We start from the raw sequence: 17,274 nt of genomic DNA, 5'->3' as shown, positions 1-17,274 counted from the left end.
AAAATCTCCTACAAAATAATATCGTCTTCCTGCTTTTTCTTCTCTGCTGCCAGAATACGCTTTTTTTCTTCTTCTGACAAGTCTTTGTCTTTCAAGATTTTAGCATAGTTTTTTGTACTTCTTGTTAAATTATTCCCCAAAAAAATTTTTTCTACCTGCCCATCCATTTTTCCAATTACAACACCCATGATATCTCCTCCTGTTTTCGAGTTTTCGAGCTATTTTGAACACTTTACAAAATAATTTTTTCCTATTTTCTCATTATTCTCATTCTTTAGTATCTATATTTTTCGATGTGTTTCACCTTTTGTTCAAATTTTCGTCAAAAAACGGACATATTTTTTCTTTATAGTATAGACAGCAACAAAGAAATCCCTCTATTTCTTGTGGCTAAAGATTTTTTTCATATTTTGAAGCCCGTATAGAAGAATTATATGGGCTTCCTCCTTTTAATGAATGCCTCTAAGAGGCACAAAAAGAACCCTTTCCCCGAGGGTTCTTTTTGTGTCCATTTGTATTTATTTATCAGACTTTCCGGCTATGTAGTTAATGAACTGCTGTGCAGTACGTCCGGAAATTCCTCCATGAGAAAGTTCCCACTTGTTTGCTTCCGCACATAATTCCTTGTCGCTCATTGTAATTTCCGGATATTTCTTTGCCAAATTGGTTACAATCTGGAAATACTCCTGCTGTGTTGGCTTGGAGTAATTGATACTTACACCAAAACGTGCTGCTAAAGACAGCTTTTCCTGTACTGTATCGGAGCGATGCAGTTCTTCATCCTTATCAGAACGATCTGACCATGTCTCACGAATCAGATGGCGGCGGTTCGATGTTGCATAGATTAAAACATTATCCGGTTTCGTTTCCATTCCACCTTCAATAACAGCCTTCAGATATTTGTATTCAATCTCAAATTCCTCGAAGGAAAGATCATCCATGTAAATAATAAATCGATAATTTCGATTCTTGATATGGCTGATGATCGCAGAAAGATATTTAAACTGATGTTTATAAATTTCAATCATACGAAGGCCATCGCCATAATACTGGTTTAAGATTGCCTTGATACTTGTAGACTTACCGGTTCCGGCATCACCGTAAAGTAAACAGTTATTTGCTACTTTTCCCTGAACAAAAGCTTCTGTATTATCTACCAGCTTCTTCTTCTGAATCTCATATCCTGTCAGATCATCTAATACAACCTTATCTAAATTGTTAATTGGAACAAAGTCTGGCTTTCCGTTATTCTCTACAATACGGAACGCTTTGTTAAGACCAAACATTCCTACTCCATAATCTTTATAAAACTTCACAACTGCATCAAAAAAAGTATCCACATCTTCTGCTGCTGCAAGTTCATCTGACAATGCACGCACCTTTTCACTTACGTTCTTATTATACATACGCTCTGTCTTGCCGATTGCCTTATAGTCTAAGATCGTACGGAAACAATCGATTCCCAGTGTCTCCTCGATTGCTCTGAAATCATAGTGAAACAGGTTCATAAATACCTGAAAATCATTCTTTGCAAAATGATTTACTGTTCCGTTATTCGCCCCCACTTTTTCACTTGTCATACTAAAAGAATTCTCATTCGTCACAAGTACAAATGTAAGATAATTATGCCATAAGTTTTTATCAAAACCGTATGTAGTTGCCAGATCAAGCAATGCCTTCATCTCTTTATAAATATCGGTAATCAGCTCATCTGCTCTGTAATGGCAGCTGTCAAATCTCTTAAAAATATCCGCGAGCTTTAAAAGAATACTGTCTTCTCCTAAATCACGATATAAAATCAACTTTGATACTTCTCTGTACATTTTCTATTCCTCCTGATTCTCAGAACAGTTTTTCAAGATCTCATCTACATTTAATGCATCAATCTGAGAAGCGAACTGACTCTTTAACTGTTCTATCTTATCTTTCGCCTGTTCACGATCTCCATCAAATGACGTGTATCCTTTAAAAGATGCTACCATTGGTTTATCCTCATCTAATGCATCCCCCTTAGAATACAACTCCAGACCCGGAAATGCAAACTTTGGTTTATTTTCATCATGAACATTACCATTCTTAAGGTCTTCTAAGGTTACCAGTCCAGGAAATGCATGTTCCGGCCGGTAATCCGGCATCTTAAATACATCAAAACATTCTAAAATATCCACATCTGTCATATCATCCGGCAAATCTTCTTTTAAATACTCTGGATGGTACTGCTTATAAAATTCATAAATAACCTGCTTTATTTTCGGGTCGCGAATATCTGTCTCTACTCTCTCATCATTAATAAACAGATAATATCTGTCTACATACGGCAAAATACGTTCTTCTGCAGTAATAGATGTTACTTCCGGCACACTGTCATAAGAGACTTCCAGCCGGTGAAATGTTCTCTGTCCTTCCTGTGTCTGTGTAACACCCTCGATTTTATATTTATCTAATTCAAAAAACATACTTTTTAATAACGTAAATTCATACATAAATTCATTCTCCCAATACTTTATTGTGTTTTTAAAATCTCTTCCATCTCATCAAGCAGTTCACCAAACAGCTTTAATGCAGATTCTACTGGCTCTTTCGTTGCCATATCAACATCACAAAGGCGCAGCAGATCAATCGGATTCATGGAACTTCCACCACTCAGGAACTTAAAATATCCTTCTTTCGCCTTTTCATCCCCACTTAAAATCTTTCTACTAATAGCAATCGCTGCAGAATAACCTGTCGCATACTGATATACATAAAATGGTGTATAGAAATGTGGGATTCTCGCCCATTCTAATGCGATTTCTTTATCAATAACAATATCTTCTCCAAAATACTGCTGATTCAGCTTATAATAAATGTCACATAATACTTCTGCCGTAAGAGGTTCCTTTTTCGCTGCCATCTCATGTGTAATCTTCTCAAACTCCGCAAACATAGTCTGGCGGTACAGTGTTCCTTTAAACTGTTCTAAAAAATAATTAATAAGATACATTTTTTCTTTTGTATCTTCCGTATTCTTTAATAAATATTCCATTAACAGAGCCTCATTACATGTTGAAGCTACTTCTGCAACAAAAATACGATATCCCGCATAAATATATGGCTGATTCTTATCTGAATAATAAGAATGCATGGAATGTCCCATCTCGTGCGCTAATGTAAATACATTATTTAAATTGTCCTGATAATTCATCAGCACAAATGGATGGCATCCATATGCTCCCCAGGAATACGCACCGCTGCGCTTTCCCTCATTCTCATATACATCAATCCAGCCATTCTCCATTCCATCGGAGAGAACCTTCCCGTATGCTTCCCCTAATGGTGCAAGCCCCTTTTTTACGATTTCTTTTGCTTGTGCAAACGGGACTTTCATCTCAAACTCTTCAACCATCGGCGCATACAGATCGTACATGTGAAGCTCCGACACTTTTAATGCCTTTTTGCGGAGTGCAACATAACGATGCATGAGATCCATATGCTCATGTACTGTATCGATCAGGTTTGTATACACAGATACTGGAATCTCTCCTCCATCTAATGCCATCTCTAAGGAGGAATTATAATGTCTTCTCTTTGCAAAAAACGCTGTATTCTTGAGATTAGCCACATACAGTGCCGCTAACGTATTCCTGTACTGTCCATACTGTGAGTAGACCGACTCAAATGCATTTTTTCGAATATTCACATCTCTATTCTCTAAAAGAAGAGTATATCTTCCATGACTTACCGGAATCTTCTCGCCTTCTTTTCCCTCAATTGACGGGAATCGAATATCTGCATTATTAAACATAGAAAAAATATTCGACACATCAGCAGACATATCGGATACATCAGCAAGAATCGCCTCTTCTTCTTTGGAAAGAACATGCTCCTGCTGACGGAATAATTCATAAAAATATCTTCTGTATAATTCCATATCCGGATTCTGTGAAAACCACAGTTCTATCGTGTCCTCGCCTATTGCTAAAAGTTCCGGCTCTTCAAATACAACTGCACTGTCAAGCTGTAAAGATAATGCCTGCGCCTTTCCTGCAAGCCCCTGATAAAAACTATTCCCCGTATCTTCATGATATCGCTGATTGGCATAAACATATATGGCTTCAAACTTCTTCATGACTTCTTCTTTTTTACGCATATACTCTACAAAAACTTCAGAACCTTCTTTCAGTCTTCCTTCATATGCCGCAAGCTCCTTCGCCTGCTCTGCAAGCGCTTCATAATCCTTTTCCCATACCTCATCTGATGCATATAAATCCTGAATATTCCACTGGTATGCCGGATCACTTTCCGCTCTTTTTTTAACCGTTCTTTCTGTTTCTCTTTCTGCCATCTTATCTGTGCCTCCTGTCTCTTTTATGTACTCTCAGAATCTTTTTGTGCTTGATTTCGTGAGAAGATTTTTTGTCAGTTGTGCCTAAATTTTTGAGGCGTACGCGGTGCGTACGTTGATGAAATTCGGGTGCGACTGGCGGAAAATCAGCCACAAAAGCAAGTGCAAGAAAGACTCCGAAAGTACATTTTTATGCCTCTAAGAATCTTTTTGCTGCTTATTTCACTGAAGTGATTTTATCCCATCGGGCATATACTGTAATATTCTTTTCATTCCCCTTTGGAATTACTTTAATCTGATTCCCTTCTTTATCATACCATCCTCGGAAATAATATCCTCTCCTTGTCGGTTCTTTTAATAAAATATCACTTTTACCAGAAGCCCGCACCTTATTTTTCGAAGAATTCACTCCCGCATTCCGATACGTAATAGTATATCCCGAAACCTTTACTTTAAACCTCTGGCGCTTTCCGTTAATTCTTACAGAAATATACGTTTCTCCAGCCTTTCTCGCTATCATATATCCGGTATTATTGATACTTACAACCGAAGAATTCCCACTTGTCCATCCGGAAGTTCTTGCTGCCCGGTCATGCATATGGCTTGGTGTCATCTGTCTTACCTGTCCAGCCTGCATAGAAAGGCGCTTCCTTCCCCGTTTCGTAAGCTTTCCTATTCTTATTTGCTTTCCAAGATAAACTTTTAAATGTCCCTTTCTCACTCCATGAAAATCCGAGATATAATAAGAAAGATATCCCCGTTTATTTACTGTAAAACGTCCAATATATATAAGCTTCCATAACGGATCTGAAACTTCTGAACTGTCTTCTCTCTCATCTACTTTTCTCAGCAAAACAGGATTTCTCTTAACAAAGCCCATCTTGTAGATGCCCGAATCCATTGAGAATATAATGTAATTATTATATAATTCAATCCATCCAATATATCTACCGTAGGAAGGAATGTATACCGTTTTTGTTTTCTTTCCCTGAAGAGTAGAACACTTCAAAGAATTATCCTGAGAAATCCAGTACCAGAAACCTTTTCTGTAAAATGTACATGTTCTTGCCTTCAGTGCATTCTTTATTTCTTTATTATCTTTTATATAATCCGAATTAGAAATCGGAATACCCCTCATATTCAAATCATTCGAATTACCCTGACCATATAAATCTTTCGCCTTGTATCCCGGATGTGTCTTTAAAAACCCTTTCTTTCCAACAAGAAAACTTTCATAACTGACTACAGCACCTTCATGCTTTCCCGTTCCAACTCCATTCGTCAAATCTACATAGTACCACTTTCCATTCAACTTTATAACGTTCCAGGAATGGTTCTTCGAATAGTTACTTACGACCGCACAGGGAATTCCAAGCGTGTTCATTGCAAGAGCATACGCATTCGCAAGACCATCACAAACCCCGACGTGCTTCACCAGAACATCATATCCTGTATGCGCATCTGCAGATTCGCTGTATATGGTATTCTTCGCAAAATACGTATATACCGCCATCGCCTTATCTGCCTGTGTCATAGAAGATTCTACAGGCTCTAACGCTTCATCCAGACCTTTGATAATCTTTTTATATCGTCTTTGAAACTTTGTCCTGCTGATAAGCTTCGTACTGTTAAATACCGTTGCATTTCCTTCTTTTTCTACCGCATAATACTGGGACCAGTTCGAATCAAGGAAATCGATTCGTTCCGCCATAATCGCCGCCCTGTTATTAATCGCCGCCGCCCGAAGGCACGCCCTTCCTGAAGATCCCTGACTGACAGAACCGTAAACATCCATATTCTGTGTCACCGTTCCTTCCATCATCAGCTTTGACAGTACGTTAATATATTCTCTTTGTGTATTCGAAAATGACGCCGCATTCACATCCTTTGTAAAAAAAACGCTCCCTGCTAAAATAACACATAATAAAATCAAAATATGACCTGCTCTTTGCAGACATTTACTCAACCCTCTCTGTTCATCCACATGTATACCTCCTCTCAAATAGATAACCAGTACATTTGTTTTGTACCTTACTATCTATCTTATCATCATATATTAAAAATAGCAATTATTGTCGAAACGTGATAGAATATAAATACTATGCCACAGGCACGATAAACAGGAGGAACATTTCATGGCTAAAACCGCTGAATTCCATACTTTACTCCGCAATTACCGCGGAATTATGGGCAATATACGTATTAATAACTTCTGGATTTCTTTTGATTCCTGCTTCTTTAATTATTATGCAGATGACGACGAGATTCAGTTTAATCTTGCAGGGCAGGAGGGTGTTGTTACGATTCCATCTATCATTTCCTACGACAAAGTTGATGAAGAGGATTTGTTTGAGGATGCTGTAGCTGGATATACCGCAACATTAGAATCTGGTGATATCATTACATTTTACTGTTTCAATGCAAAAAATAAAAATTAAGAACTATAAAATAAAAAGAATAAAACTACTTAATTAAATCTCAGAGGTAGTATGATAATGTCAAAAGATGAATATTTAATTACAGATGCGCCCCTTAAGGCGCTGACTATTTTTGCAATGCCGATGATTCTCGGCAGTTTTTTTCAACAAGTTTATAATATGGCCGATTCCATAATCGTTGGTCAGTTTGTCGGTTCCTCTGCACTTGCGGCTGTTGGTGCCTGTGCAGCACTTACGAATGTTTTCATTTGCGTAGCACTCGGAGCCGGTGTAGGTGCCGGTGTACTCGTAAGCCGCTATTTCGGTGCCAGAAATTATAGTAAAATGAAAACAATCATATCCACATCACTGATCAGCTTTTTGATTCTAAGCATAATCCTTGGTGGCTTAGGCTTTTGTTTTTCTCATTTGATGATGAGTCTTTTGCAAACACCTGAGGATATACTGAATGAAGCAGTGCTGTATCTGCGTGTCTATTTTATAGGATTCCCGTTTCTGTTTATGTACAATATTCTCTCCACTATGTTCACTTCCATCGGTGAATCAAAGATTCCTTTAGATCTTCTGATATTTTCTTCTATTTTAAATATCTTTATGGATCTTTGGATGGTGGCCGGTCTTGGTCTGGGTGTATTCGGTGCAGCCCTTGCCACACTAATCTCACAGGGTATCTCTGCAGTATTTTCGCTTTTAATCTTCCTTCATCGAATTCGGAAATATAAGAGCTACTTTAACTGGTTTGACAGACAGGAACTCCTTGCAATGCTTCAAATTGCCGTACCGTCAGTTCTCCAGCAATCCACTGTGTCCATTGGTATGATGATAGTACAGGCTGTTGTAAATCCATTCGGTACACAAGCACTTGCCGGTTATGCCGCAACAATGAGAGTGGAAAATGTTTTTTCACTGATATTTGTATCCATCGGCAATGCCGTTTCACCATATGTTTCTCAGAATCTTGGTGCAAAGAAACCATGGCGTATTAAAAAGGGCTACCGCGCTGCATTATTGTTAGATGTATGTTTTGCATTCCTCGCCTTCCTGGTTATTGAAACATTGCACACGCAAATTTCCTCACTATTTCTGGGAAAAGATGGAACAGCCTTAGCCTACCAGGTATCCGGTGATTACATGAGATGGCTCGGTTATTTCTTCATCTTCATGGGAATCAAGATGGCAACAGATGGCGTCCTTCGTGGACTCGGAATCATGCGTCCATTTCTCATTGCAAACATGGTAAATCTTGCTATTCGTCTATCAGTTGCACTGATTTTTGCACCACGTTTTGGTATCGCATTTGTCTGGTTAGCTGTACCAGCCGGCTGGTTTGCAAACTTTCTGATTTCCTATGTGGCACTCAGAAAGTCTGCAAAAGATTTATAAAAATTCCCTAATCTGTCCTGCGATAATCTGCATCAATCGGTTTCTTGCTTCTACACTCGCCCATGCAATGTGCGGAGTAATAATAAGCTTTTTACTGTCTTTTATTTTTGCCAATGGGTTTGTTTCACTCATTGGCTCCTCACATAATACATCAAGACCTGCTGCTGCAATTTCACCTGTTTCCAATGCTTCATATAAATCCTGTTCTACTACAATCGGTCCTCTTCCAAGATTTAAGAAAATAGCTGTCTTTTTCATTTTTGCAAATGCTTCCTTATCCATCAAATCTTTTGTATATTCATTTAACGGAGCATGTACGGACACAATATCTGATGTAGTAAGTAGCGTTTCAAAATCAACCTGTTCATATCCTTCCTGTGCCGGACTTCCCGAAGCAGAGTAATAAATTACACGTGCCCCAAACGCCTTTGCAATATCAGCAACTCGTCTTCCAATTGTTCCAAGTCCGATAATTCCCCATGTTTTTCCGTTAACTTCATTAAAATGCTCTGCAAAATGAGTAAACACCGTATCATTTATATATTTTTCGTCTTTTACATAGTCATCATAATAACGTATCTTCTCTAAAAGATAGAATAATAAAGCAAATGTATGCTGTGTAACGGATTCTGTAGAATATCCGGCTACATTTCTCCATGCGATTCCACGCTTTTTCAGATATTCTTTGTCCAGATTATTTGTTCCTGTAGCTGTTACACATACTAATTTCAAATTTTTTGCAGTCCCAATTGTCTGCTCATTAATCGCAATTTTATTCACAATTAAAACATCCGCATCTTTTACACGCTCCGGAATCTCTTCCAAAGTAGAAAATCCATATTTTACCACTTCTCCCAGAGCATCATATGCCGATAAATCAATATCTTCTCCAATGGTTTTTGTATCTAAAAATACAAGCTTCATATTTATTTCTACCTCCACGACTTCAAGATGTACTCACAGAATCAAATAAAAGATTCTCTGAGTACATCTAGTTTACAAATTATATTGGTTTTCTTCATTCTACCACAAAATATATTATCAATACATAGTTTTGTTTTCTATCTATGGGTACAAGATAGTTAACTGCTCTGTCTTCGTCAATGCCAAACAAACTGGCGGTCTCCACAGCATCAATATTGGCTTCTGAAAATCTCACTATTAGGTTTACTATCCCGGTATTTACCTGGTCAAAAAAATGGCTGCTTGGTTTCGTACCTTACAGCCATAGTACAATGATTTTCTTTTAGAAAGTGGTCTCATAGAAAGCGACATTAAACAACATTCATTGTTTTATGATCCAATCAGGCTCTGATCAAAAGCAAACAGTGCTTCATTGATTTCATATACATTATAATTGCCCTGTTCAACAAAATATTCTACAATAATATCAAACTTGCTTGAATGAGACAAAGTAAATCCCGCCTTACCAAGCATATCCTGCATTTCTGCAATTGGCAGTTCCAATGCCAGCGCAAATGCCAGCACTGTCGTTTTAGACGGCTTAGTTCTTCCCGACTGTCCGAATGTTCCTTCACATATCAGTCATCTATATAAGCTGTAATATCCGCAAACAACTTTCCGCTAATCTGCTATGCCTTCCGGTCAAAAATTACAATGAAGACTGTCATCTCATTTTCCAGTAGAAACTTCCCAATGGTATCTATAGCAACTTTTAATGCCTGATCTTTTGGATAACCATAAATTCCAGAAGAAATCAGAGGAAAAGCAACTGATTCACAGCCATATTCCTTCGCCAGATTCAGTGATGTATTATAGCAGGATTCTAAAAGTTTTTGTTCTTGATGTTTTCCATCTAGCCAGATTGGTCCAACTGTGTGAATGACATATTTACAAGGAAGACGATATCCATTTGTAATTTTAGCATTCCCTGTCTCACATCCATGGAGCATCCTACTGTCTATCCAAAATTTTATTAAACCGGCTAAAGAAAGTTAAAGTTGTAATTATTGCCGCCAGTATATCACTGATTGGTTCAGCCAGAAAAACGGCAAATACTTTATTCTGGATAAAACATGGCAGAATAAAGATTAACGGAATCAACAGGATCAGCTTTCTAAGGCAGGCAAGCAGCAGACTAACCTTCGCCTGTCCCAATGCCATAAAGCTCTGCTGGCAGGCAACCTGAAATCCGAGGGAGAAAATACCAGCCATGTAAATTCTCAATGCCCATGTAGTGTACGTGATCAAATCTGTATTATTAGAAAAGATTCCTGCAAACAGTTTCGGAAACAGAAGCATAATCAGCCAAAAACAGCTAGTAAAGACTATACAGACTGTAAATTGTGTAAAAAATGCTTTTTTTACACGCTCCTTATTCCCTGCGCCGAAGTTATAACTCATAATTGGCTGTCCACCCTGACAGATTCCCTGTAATGGTAATGTGGCAAGCTGGCTGACACTTGTAATAATTGTCATAGCTCCAACAGCAAGATCCCCTCCATATCTTGAAAGGCTGAACGTGAAGCTTACAGACAGGATACTTTCTGTAGATAACATGACAAAGGTAGAAATACCAAGTGCAAGACATGGTAAGATGATGTCTTTCTGCAATTTAAAGTTTTCCTTTCTAAGATGAAGAATGGTCTTCTTTCCGGATAAGAAACGAAGGATCCATATCGCACCGACTGCCTGACTTAAAACCGTAGCAATCGCGGCACCTCTTACTCCCAGATTAAATCCAAAAATAAAAATTGGATCAAGAATGATGTTGATCACTGCACCAATTACAGTCGTCATCATACTGATCTTTGCAAATCCCTGTGTCGTAATAAATGGATTCATTCCCATCACGATCAAAACAAAAATACTTCCGAGAATATAAATTCTTGCATATGCCACTCCATAGGGAAGTGTCTTATCACTGGCACCAAACAATGTTAGCAGCTGTGGGACGAAAATAAAGAAAATCGCCGTAAGTGCCACAGCCATAACAATGAGAAGTGCAAAGCAGTTTCCAAGAATTTTTTCCGCTGTCTTATTATCTTTCTTCCCCATAAAAATAGCCGCACGCGGAGCCCCTCCAGAACCAGCGAGCATAGCAAATGCATTAATCAGCATAAGAATGGGGGTAAATAATCCGACACCGGTTAATGCTGCTGCACCAACATCGGAAATATGTCCAATGTAAATACGGTCTACAATGTTATATAAAAGATTGATAACCTGTGCAACAACAGCAGGAATTGCGAGCTGCGCTAAAAGACGTGGTACTTTTTCTGTTTCCATCGCCTGTGTATTAGACTTACTATTCATAAATACCTTCTCCTAAATTATAAAATGTAAAAAGCATTATATCTACTTGTAGACAAAATTTCAAGGGATAAATCTTTGATTCACTTATACCTTTTTCATTTTTCTTGTCATGTGAAGGAAAAAGATTACATTTAATATAATTCCAAAGCATGTTGCAACAGGAGCTGCAAGCCCTATATTAGTAAGGCTGGCATCCGGCTGTATACTCATAAAATATGCAAGTGGCAGTCTTACAAGAAGCGTCTGGATAAGTCCCTGAATCATAACCCACAACGTCTTTTCATGTCCGTTAAAGTAACCTATCATAGAAAAAAGAATTGCCGTAAGAATGGTTTCCGGAGCAAACCCCTTAAGATATTCAAACCCCTTTTGCACAACCGCTTCATCCGTTGTGAATATCGATGTAAGCACATCACCAAAGAACCATACACTTATGAAAACAACGATTCCAACAATCAAGCCGATTCCTATTCCGGTAAACATAGCTTTCTTTGCTCTATCCTCCTTACCGGCACCAACATTCTGCGATACAAAAGAAGCCATTGACTGCATAAGTGCACTTGGTATCAGCATAGCAAAGTTTACTATCTTGCATGCAACCCCATATCCTGAAGAAGCTTCCAGCCCTAACTTATTTATAAATGCACACAGTGCAAGAAATGACATCTGGGTAAGAAATTCCTGAAGTGCAAGAGGAATCCCAACTGTCAGGAATCTTTTACATTGACTATTAAACCTGAAATCTTTTTTTGTTATTTTAAATGGCAGCTGTCTTCTTTTAAGCATCAAAAGAGCCAGCACCACACTGACCGCCTGGGCAAGTACCGTAGCAATTGCAGCCCCTGCGGCATCAAGATGGCATCCCGCAACAAGTACAAGATCACCTACGACATTTACCACGCAGGCAACCGCAACAAATATAAGCGGAGACCTGCTGTCTCCCAGCCCTCTGAATATGGCAGAAAGGACATTATAAGCAACGATAAAGAAAATACCTCCCCCGCAAATCCTTACATACACTGACGTAAGCATAAGCGCTTCTTTGGGAGCCTGCATAAGAACAGCCAGCGGCTTTGCAAAAAACACCATCACCATAAAAAGTACGACAGCTATCATAGTAAACACTGTCGTTGCTCCACCAAGCAATTCCCCTATTTGACTTGTATGCTTCTCACCGATATACCTTGCAATAAGAACAGTAATTCCCATTGCTAACTGCGTTATCACAAACGTTACAAGATTAAGAATCTGACTGCCGGTTGAAACTGCTGATAACCCGGCTGTTGTTCCAAATCTGCCCACGACCAGAAGGTCCACCGCACCATAGGCTGCCTGAAGTACAAGCGCTCCAAGTATCGGCATCATGAATGGAATCATCTTCTTTAATATACTTCCCTGTGTAAAATCTGATCTTTCTTTTGCATTCATATATTACTTCCTGTTACTCATGACTATATAGAGCTTTTCTACTACTTCAATCATCTTATCTGCATCTTCATCCGTAATCCCTCCAAGATCTTCCGAAAGATTACCAAAATACTCATCAACATATTTATCAACCAGGTCTCTTCCTGTCCTGGTCGTCTTAATATAAACAAACCTTCCGTCCGTTTCTGTTGTTTCTTTCTCGACAAATCCAAGCTTCTCCATATCTTTTACGGTTTTCGTTACGCTTGGTCTCGGAAGTCCAAGGTTCTCACTCATATCACTGACTTTTACCTTACCTTCCATTTTTTCTAACTTTCTAAGAGTATCCAGATAGTGAATATGGGATGGTGTCACTCCGCCAGGCAATGCCGGAAGCATATCTCTTATCCTCTTTGCCTGATAACAGGCATCCATAACTTCCTTTATCTTATCTTTTGTCATGAGTTTCTCCTTTCTATTATTTTACATAATTACTTTATGTAATTACTTTGTATAATAATATTGTAGTTGTTTTTTGTCAATAAAAAAGACAATACTTCCTCTTCCTTCCTGTAGCATCAATCATCACAAAACCTAAAAGTATCTATGATACACATATGGTTTTTAAATCGTATACAATATCCTGCTTAACGAAGGGGGATTACTATGAATTTATCATTAAATGAACTGACAAAAATGGCAACACAGGAAGTAAATTTTGATGAGACGTTCTTCTCAAATATTGAAGAATGCATCAAGTACAACAGTATTGGAACGCTTAATTGGGCCATCCATACCTTAACCATTATTCGAGAAAGAATTGATGTTGAACAAAAAGAGAACAAATTGTTCCGCTGGATCGCTGATATTAATGAAAATGAAAGCTTAGTGCGAGTTTTACCAACAAATGTAGTTTACATCCGAAACATTAAGCTTGGCTCACTTACTCCTTTTGTAGCGGAACATAACAGTGTTTATGTTTACAACGAAAAAACAGGTAGAATCGAAGAAGTGTTTGAGTAAATATTTGAGTAAAAAAGATCGCTTATCAAACACAGGTTAAAGAATGTTTCATTTATCAATGTTTTTCCACTGAAAGATAGTTATTTGTTTTTATCATTACGTCTTTCAATATATCCAGATCTTGTATTACCTGTCCTGTTTCCAGGGAATGGTTGGCATCCTCATATACATAAATCGGTATCCTCTGCTTCTGACTTGTGTGAATTACCTCATCCACATCACTCCATGGATCTTTCATTCCGATAAAGGCAATCCCTTCTTCCACATCATAAGAGTATGTCTGTGCCAGTGGTGTGTAAAAAATCATTCTGCATTTTATACTGTGCTTCCTGGCATATGCTGCTGCAATGACGGTCCCTATACTTTTAGAGACAAACAGAATTTCATCGTACTGATTAAATTCCACTCCATTGAGCTGTTTTTCTGCCTGTTCATACAAACTGTTAAAAGCTTTTTCCATCTCAGCAGCATTATCTCGAAGATTCTTTCCATCATAAGAATATGACAGGCTGATACAATCTGTATACCCATTCATTACGGCAATCTTTTTTCCATAATACAATATAGGTTTATCACAATGATACCCTATTCCCGGGAATAAAATCATAAGGTTTCTCATTCTGTCCCTCCTAGTAGCTTTTTTCTAACTTATTATTCGCATCAATGCTTACCTTGTCTCCTTCATTGATATTACATTCATAAAGCTTAGCATCCTCTGCTTTTACTACCAATTCTTCTCCCAAAGAGTTCGTAAGCGTAACTACTGCCATGACTGGTACATCTTCTGAGCGTTCTTCACAACCGTAATCTATGTCTTCATCTATTCTTTTTACTGTATATATCATAATGTCACCTTTCATACCCTAATGTACTTTTCTATATTGTCGTTATACCAAGCCACTGGCATGACGCCCATCCTAGCTACAATAATTTTTTCTACTCAAAATTTTTTTATTTTTTCCAAAAAGAAAAAAGCCCATTTTTCTTGTATGAGGCGGAAGTCATTTCTCCAGTAGTATAACCGGTGGCTTCAATAGTTTTTCGGAGTGCTGCTTCATCTAAGGGTTCTTCCGATAGAATGACTGTTTCTCCTTTGGAATGGCTCGATTTCACTTTTTTCACTGAAAATGCATTCCGAACTGCTTCGTTAATATGTGCTTCGCACATGGTACAAGCCATACCAGTAACCTTTATTGTTGTCTTAATCATAATATTTCTTCCTTCCATTTTAAAAATCTTACTTTTTTCTAATGCCTTGATTATTGCACAATGTAAGTCTGTTTTCTGACATCCTGTAGTAAGAAAGTTAGTGTGATCTAACATTATTTTAATACAACTATCCGGCTTATGCAAGACTCTGAGGTTCTTTTTCCCATTCTACAATCTGATCCATATATTCTGTCTAATTATCATTCCTATATACTGTCAATTCAAAGTGTTTTCTATTTGTTTTTATAAATCCTTCTTTTTGTAATTTTGATATCTCTGTAGACATTGCTGCACGATCAATGCAAAGGTAATCTGCTAACTGCTGCCGGTCAAAAGGAATATCAAAGGATAGGGACGAATGTCTGATTGATTCTGCTGACAGATAAGATAACAGTTTATCCCTGGTAGTTCGCTTACCTACATGCGTAATCTTGTCGTTAAGAATCAGTATCTTGTTTGCGAGGACACTGACCAGATTACGAATCAGCTTCTGATGATGTTCACACGCAGTTGGACAGGATATCAGAAGTCTTTGGACATGTAAAAGAATAATCTCACAATCCTCATCCGCTACCACGCTAATATTTAGAACAGCCCCCGGACTGGCCGCATATGGCTCACCAAAGAAATCACCGGCATGACATTTCGACAGAATATTCCGATGTCCCCAGAGATCTTCCTGAATGATAAGAACGCAGCCAGACACCACAAGTCCCATTACCTCGGTAGAATCTCCTGCTCTGAAAATATAAGAATCTCGTTTTCTAGAAATTGTTGTGGCATTTACACATTGAAGTATAGATAAAATCTCGCTATCAGAAAGACCTTTAAAGAAAGGGCTGTTTTTTAAAATAGGTAAATATTTTTTCAAGATTACTCCTCCCTGTTGGAATCTTACTTGCCATATTTTTCAATCACACTTCTTAATGTCTGCTCATTATTATAAAAAAGAGCTGTCGTTTCCTCTGTATGAATCTTCTCAATCTGAGCTGCTACTGCATCTGCATTCAGATGTACCGTATCCGAAATAATCTGATCGCTTTCACGCACGCGCTGAATTGTCTCGTTCCGTCTGACTCCTCGAATCGTCCTTGAAAATTCCTGCTTGATTTCCTCGTTCGGAATATGCACTTTTTCTGAATCTTTATCATAAGCCAGATATCCTAAATGAATCAACAAAGTCAACACATCATCTTTCTCTCTAAATGTCACCAGATCATTTGAAAATCCCCTTGTATCAACTTCTACTTCAATACCGCCGATCAATTCTGCAATCGTCTTAGAAAGCCCACCATAATCAAGACTGATATATTCCATCAGGCTCTCGGCTGCCGATGTCTGTGACCAGTAAGAATCGAAATCATCATTTCTAAGTGCTTTCATGACCGAATTCGGATTATAAATAGAGTTTGCATTCGGAAATGAATATCCATCATACCATAACTTCATCTTTGAAAAATCTATTTGATACTCTCTACATAAATCCTTTACTTCCTGCTCTGTAAATCCTACATATGGCGCAAACTTTCTCGGTTTTACCATCGTAAATTCTTCAAAATCAGAAATCGCAGACTGTGATCCATCTTTTTTAATCGGCAGAATTCCTGTCATATATACTGCTGCAAAAATCTTATCCGTCGTTCCACTATTTTTAAATAAAGAGCGTAAAAATAACAGATACTCTCTTTGTATTTCTTTTACCATTTTCACGAATCGGTGAATCCCACTCATCAATAATCATGATAATTTTATTTCCTGTATAAGTCACCAGATTTGCCAACGTATCAAACAATGCCTCGGCTTCTTTTACTTCCGGATAAATCTCCAGAACTTCTTCCGTTATATTTCGCTTTACATAGGAGACTGCATCTTCTGGTGATGTCACACCAAGAACACTAGCCATATCCAGGTAAATCACATCATACTTGTTCAGGTATTTTAAGTATTCATCCGCTTTTGCAATTCTAAGATCATCAAACAACTCTTTAGAATCACAAGTCTTATCATAATATGCACATAACATTTTAGCTGCAAATGACTTTCCAAAACGTCTTGGTCTGCTAATACATGTCAGATTTCGTGGCGTGTTGATTGTTTGATTGATCAGTCTTATCATTTCTGTTTTATCAACATAAACATCATTTCTCATATTTGAGAAACCACTGTTCCCCGGATTCAGATAATTTCCCATTATGCCATTGCCTCCTTAACAAA

Annotated in this window: 20 protein-coding genes; 3 read left to right on the top strand and 17 right to left on the bottom strand. The window is 38.0% G+C overall.

The window, feature by feature from the left end; all coding sequences use genetic code 11:
- Positions 1-8: 8 nt before the first annotated feature.
- From FYJ25_RS06870 to FYJ25_RS06850, 5 genes are all read right to left on the bottom strand, one after another.
- Positions 9-188 (bottom strand): hypothetical protein, encoded by a 180-nt coding sequence (locus FYJ25_RS06870; protein WP_021906847.1) that lies wholly within the window; start codon positions 186-188, stop codon positions 9-11.
- Positions 189-518: 330 nt separating this feature from the next.
- Positions 519-1,823 carry an ATP-binding protein gene (locus FYJ25_RS06865; protein ID WP_096241449.1) on the bottom strand — a complete coding sequence of 435 codons (1,305 nt, stop codon included), beginning with the start codon at positions 1,821-1,823 and terminating at the stop codon, positions 519-521.
- Positions 1,824-1,826: 3 nt separating this feature from the next.
- On the bottom strand, positions 1,827-2,483 hold the full coding sequence (locus tag FYJ25_RS06860; protein ID WP_154580878.1) for a hypothetical protein: 657 nt from the start codon (positions 2,481-2,483) through the stop codon (positions 1,827-1,829).
- Positions 2,484-2,503: 20 nt separating this feature from the next.
- Positions 2,504-4,324, bottom strand: a complete 1,821-nt coding sequence (gene pepF, locus FYJ25_RS06855; protein ID WP_154580877.1) for an oligoendopeptidase F — start codon at positions 4,322-4,324, stop codon at positions 2,504-2,506.
- A 217-nt stretch (positions 4,325-4,541) separates the two neighbouring features.
- Positions 4,542-6,308 (bottom strand): transglutaminase domain-containing protein, encoded by a 1,767-nt coding sequence (locus FYJ25_RS06850; protein WP_154580876.1) that lies wholly within the window; start codon positions 6,306-6,308, stop codon positions 4,542-4,544.
- A 151-nt stretch (positions 6,309-6,459) separates the two neighbouring features.
- Here FYJ25_RS06850 and FYJ25_RS06845 point away from each other — a divergent pair, with 151 nt between their 5' ends.
- On the top strand, positions 6,460-6,762 hold the full coding sequence (locus FYJ25_RS06845; RefSeq protein WP_154580875.1) for a hypothetical protein: 303 nt from the start codon (positions 6,460-6,462) through the stop codon (positions 6,760-6,762).
- Positions 6,763-6,819: 57 nt separating this feature from the next.
- On the top strand, positions 6,820-8,145 hold the full coding sequence (locus FYJ25_RS06840; RefSeq protein WP_205677386.1) for an MATE family efflux transporter: 1,326 nt from the start codon (positions 6,820-6,822) through the stop codon (positions 8,143-8,145).
- On the opposite strand, the gene FYJ25_RS06835 is transcribed toward FYJ25_RS06840, so the two are convergent.
- From FYJ25_RS06835 to FYJ25_RS06815, 6 genes are all read right to left on the bottom strand, one after another.
- On the bottom strand, positions 8,140-9,069 hold the full coding sequence (locus FYJ25_RS06835) for a D-2-hydroxyacid dehydrogenase (RefSeq protein WP_154580873.1): 930 nt from the start codon (positions 9,067-9,069) through the stop codon (positions 8,140-8,142). The genes FYJ25_RS06840 and FYJ25_RS06835 overlap by 6 nt on opposite strands.
- A gap of 369 nt (positions 9,070-9,438) precedes the next feature.
- Positions 9,439-9,633, bottom strand: coding sequence for a hypothetical protein (locus FYJ25_RS15225; protein ID WP_330578294.1), 195 nt, complete (start codon positions 9,631-9,633; stop codon positions 9,439-9,441).
- 104 nt (positions 9,634-9,737) lie between these two features.
- Positions 9,738-10,058, bottom strand: coding sequence for a macro domain-containing protein (locus FYJ25_RS15220; RefSeq protein WP_330578293.1), 321 nt, complete (start codon positions 10,056-10,058; stop codon positions 9,738-9,740).
- Position 10,059: 1 nt separating this feature from the next.
- Complete coding sequence (locus tag FYJ25_RS06825) at positions 10,060-11,421, bottom strand: MATE family efflux transporter (RefSeq protein ID WP_154580872.1); 1,362 nt, start codon at positions 11,419-11,421, stop codon at positions 10,060-10,062.
- 84 nt (positions 11,422-11,505) lie between these two features.
- Positions 11,506-12,849: an MATE family efflux transporter gene (locus tag FYJ25_RS06820; protein WP_154580871.1), complete on the bottom strand. Its 1,344-nt coding sequence runs from the start codon at positions 12,847-12,849 to the stop codon at positions 11,506-11,508.
- Positions 12,850-12,852: 3 nt separating this feature from the next.
- Complete coding sequence (locus tag FYJ25_RS06815; protein WP_096241458.1) at positions 12,853-13,290, bottom strand: MarR family winged helix-turn-helix transcriptional regulator; 438 nt, start codon at positions 13,288-13,290, stop codon at positions 12,853-12,855.
- 204 nt (positions 13,291-13,494) lie between these two features.
- Here FYJ25_RS06815 and FYJ25_RS06810 point away from each other — a divergent pair, with 204 nt between their 5' ends.
- Entirely contained in the window at positions 13,495-13,851 is a 357-nt protein-coding gene (locus FYJ25_RS06810; RefSeq protein ID WP_154580870.1) for a hypothetical protein, read from the top strand.
- Between the two features lie 55 nt (positions 13,852-13,906).
- Here the strand turns inward: FYJ25_RS06810 and FYJ25_RS06805 are convergent, their stop codons facing one another.
- The 6 genes from FYJ25_RS06805 to FYJ25_RS15215 form a co-directional block, all read right to left on the bottom strand.
- The gene (locus FYJ25_RS06805; protein ID WP_154580869.1) at positions 13,907-14,470 is read right to left on the bottom strand and encodes an alpha/beta hydrolase; all 564 of its coding nucleotides are present in this window, start codon (positions 14,468-14,470) and stop codon (positions 13,907-13,909) included.
- A 10-nt stretch (positions 14,471-14,480) separates the two neighbouring features.
- Complete coding sequence (locus FYJ25_RS06800; protein ID WP_154580868.1) at positions 14,481-14,696, bottom strand: hypothetical protein; 216 nt, start codon at positions 14,694-14,696, stop codon at positions 14,481-14,483.
- 106 nt (positions 14,697-14,802) lie between these two features.
- Complete coding sequence (locus tag FYJ25_RS06795) at positions 14,803-15,060, bottom strand: heavy-metal-associated domain-containing protein (RefSeq protein ID WP_154580867.1); 258 nt, start codon at positions 15,058-15,060, stop codon at positions 14,803-14,805.
- Between the two features lie 193 nt (positions 15,061-15,253).
- A complete protein-coding gene (locus FYJ25_RS06790) occupies positions 15,254-15,931 on the bottom strand; it encodes a Crp/Fnr family transcriptional regulator (protein WP_096241461.1) in 678 nt (225 codons plus the stop codon).
- Between the two features lie 23 nt (positions 15,932-15,954).
- Complete coding sequence (locus FYJ25_RS06785; RefSeq protein ID WP_330578292.1) at positions 15,955-16,770, bottom strand: P-loop NTPase family protein; 816 nt, start codon at positions 16,768-16,770, stop codon at positions 15,955-15,957.
- A complete protein-coding gene (locus tag FYJ25_RS15215; protein ID WP_330578291.1) occupies positions 16,712-17,251 on the bottom strand; it encodes an AAA family ATPase in 540 nt (179 codons plus the stop codon). Before FYJ25_RS15215 ends, FYJ25_RS06785 begins: the two co-directional genes overlap by 59 nt.
- Between the last annotated feature and the right edge of the window lie 23 nt (positions 17,252-17,274).

The sequence above is a fragment of the Anaerobutyricum soehngenii genome (assembly GCF_009697165.1).
Lineage (GTDB): Bacteria > Bacillota > Clostridia > Lachnospirales > Lachnospiraceae > Anaerobutyricum > Anaerobutyricum soehngenii.
This window is presented reverse-complemented; position numbering and strand designations above follow the sequence as displayed.

Bases quoted from the DNA above. Each gene is read 5' to 3' on its own strand.
- FYJ25_RS06825 (WP_154580872.1), bottom strand. From the start codon at position 11,421: ATGAATAGTAAGTCTAATACACAGGCGATGGAAACAGAAAAAGTACCA.
- FYJ25_RS15220 (WP_330578293.1), bottom strand. From the start codon at position 10,058: ATGCTCCATGGATGTGAGACAGGGAATGCTAAAATTACAAATGGATAT.
- FYJ25_RS06815 (WP_096241458.1), bottom strand. From the start codon at position 13,290: ATGACAAAAGATAAGATAAAGGAAGTTATGGATGCCTGTTATCAGGCA.
- FYJ25_RS06860 (WP_154580878.1), bottom strand. From the start codon at position 2,483: ATGTATGAATTTACGTTATTAAAAAGTATGTTTTTTGAATTAGATAAA.
- FYJ25_RS06870 (WP_021906847.1), bottom strand. From the start codon at position 188: ATGGGTGTTGTAATTGGAAAAATGGATGGGCAGGTAGAAAAAATTTTT.
- FYJ25_RS06800 (WP_154580868.1), bottom strand. From the start codon at position 14,696: ATGATATATACAGTAAAAAGAATAGATGAAGACATAGATTACGGTTGT.
- FYJ25_RS06795 (WP_154580867.1), bottom strand. From the start codon at position 15,060: ATGATTAAGACAACAATAAAGGTTACTGGTATGGCTTGTACCATGTGC.
- FYJ25_RS06840 (WP_205677386.1), top strand. From the start codon at position 6,820: ATGTCAAAAGATGAATATTTAATTACAGATGCGCCCCTTAAGGCGCTG.
- FYJ25_RS06845 (WP_154580875.1), top strand. From the start codon at position 6,460: ATGGCTAAAACCGCTGAATTCCATACTTTACTCCGCAATTACCGCGGA.
- FYJ25_RS06835 (WP_154580873.1), bottom strand. From the start codon at position 9,069: ATGAAGCTTGTATTTTTAGATACAAAAACCATTGGAGAAGATATTGAT.
- FYJ25_RS06805 (WP_154580869.1), bottom strand. From the start codon at position 14,470: ATGAGAAACCTTATGATTTTATTCCCGGGAATAGGGTATCATTGTGAT.
- FYJ25_RS06810 (WP_154580870.1), top strand. From the start codon at position 13,495: ATGAATTTATCATTAAATGAACTGACAAAAATGGCAACACAGGAAGTA.
- FYJ25_RS06820 (WP_154580871.1), bottom strand. From the start codon at position 12,849: ATGAATGCAAAAGAAAGATCAGATTTTACACAGGGAAGTATATTAAAG.
- FYJ25_RS06865 (WP_096241449.1), bottom strand. From the start codon at position 1,823: ATGTACAGAGAAGTATCAAAGTTGATTTTATATCGTGATTTAGGAGAA.
- FYJ25_RS15215 (WP_330578291.1), bottom strand. From the start codon at position 17,251: ATGGGAAATTATCTGAATCCGGGGAACAGTGGTTTCTCAAATATGAGA.
- pepF (WP_154580877.1), bottom strand. From the start codon at position 4,324: ATGGCAGAAAGAGAAACAGAAAGAACGGTTAAAAAAAGAGCGGAAAGT.